Annotated in this window: 1 protein-coding gene; it reads left to right on the top strand. The window is 74.6% G+C overall.

Going from position 1 to position 1681, the window contains the following annotated elements; translation table 11 throughout:
• On the top strand, positions 1 to 1681 hold a 1681-nt coding region (locus QR78_RS29275), incomplete at both ends, for a methyl-accepting chemotaxis protein (protein WP_048431143.1).

Below are 1681 nucleotides of genomic sequence, written 5' to 3'. Positions count from 1 at the left end.
AATGGACGACGCTGCGCGCCGCCCTCGACCAGGCCTTCGCGCAGCCGCGGGCCGGGCGGGACAAGGACCTCGCCAAGCGCGCGGCCGATCTGGCGGCCCGCGTCATCGCCGCCCTCGAGGCCGCCTCCGACGCGGTCTCGACGCGCATCCAGCACGACGACCCGAGCATGGGTGTGCTGCTCAACGCCCAGTCCGTGGCGTGGCAGGTCCGCATGACGACCAGCCGCTTCGGCTCGGTGTTCAGCCTGGTCACGGCGGCGAATCGTGCGGCGAATGCGGCGGAGGCCGGCGAGATGAACCGGCTCGCGGTCCAGGTCGAGACGGGCTGGGGCATCGTCGGCCGCATGATCGCCTCGGGGGCGGCCAGCCAGGCCGTCCGCGAGGCGCGGGCACGGGCCGACGCGCTGTATTTCGGCGGGCCGTTGGCGGCCATGCGCAAGGACGTGCTGGCGGCGGCCTCGGAGGGCCGGAAGCCCGCCATCGACAAGGCGGAATGGGACAGCGCCATCCTCGCCGGGCGCAACGCTATCACCGACCTGTCCATGGCCATCATGGACGACATGGTTCTCCAGACGCAGGCCAAGGCCTCGCGGGCCGACAGGCTGGTGCTGGTCAACGGCGCGGTCGCCGGGCTCATCGCCCTGATGCTCGTCGTCGCGATCGTGACGGTGCAGCGGCGCGTGGTGGGCGGCATCGCCGGGCTGGCGACGGCGATGCGGCGCCTGTCGGACGGCGATGCCACGGTCGCGGTGCCGGGGATCGCGCGACGCGACGAGATCGGCGCCATGGCCGGCGCCGTCCAGGTGTTCAAGGACAACATCCTGCGCACCCGGGCCCTGGAGCAGGAGACGGCGCTCGCCCGCGCTTCGGCGGACGAGCAGCGCCGGGCCGGCATGCGCCAGATGGCGGAGACCTTCGAGCGGGCGGTGGGCGGCATCGTCGGTCAGGTCGCGGCCTCCGCCAACGAGCTCCAGGCCACCGCCCGGACCATGACCGCCACCGCGACCCAGACCGCCGCGCAATCGACCGCCGTGGCCGCCGCCGCCGAGGAAGCCTCCTCGAATGTCGGCACCGTCGCGGTCGCCGCGGAGGAACTGGGCGCCTCGGTCCAGGAGATCGGCCGCCAGGTCGACGGCTCGGCGCGGCTGGCCCAGGCCGCCGTGGCGGAAGCCGGGCAGACCGCCCGGCAGGTGCGGGCCCTCACCGAGGCCACGGCGCGGATCGGCGACGTGGTCGGGCTGATCTCGTCGATCGCCGCCCAGACCAACCTCCTGGCGCTCAACGCCACCATCGAGGCCGCCCGCGCCGGTGCGGCGGGACGGGGCTTCGCGGTCGTCGCGGCCGAGGTGAAGGAACTCGCCGGCCAGACCGCCCGCGCCACCGAGGAGATCACCAGCCAGATCACGGCGATCCAGTCCTCGACGGGCCAAGCGGCGAGCGCGATCGGCGGGATCACCGCACGGATCGAGGAGATCTCGGGGGTCGCCACCTCGATCGCCGCGGCGGTGGAGGAGCAGGGCGCGGCGACCCAGGAGATCGTCCGCAACGTCGCCCAGGCCGCCACCGGCACCGGCGAGGTCACCGGCACCATCGCGGGCGTCGCGGGCGCGGCGGAGGAGACCGGCGCCGCGGCGAGCCAGGTGCTCGCCGCGGCCTCCGCGCTGTCGCGCCAGTCCGAGCA

The organism is Methylobacterium indicum, from assembly GCF_001043895.1.
GTDB classification, from domain to species: Bacteria; Pseudomonadota; Alphaproteobacteria; order Rhizobiales; family Beijerinckiaceae; genus Methylobacterium; species Methylobacterium indicum.
Note: the sequence above shows the minus strand (reverse complement) of the source record. Positions and strands in the feature narration are given on the sequence as shown.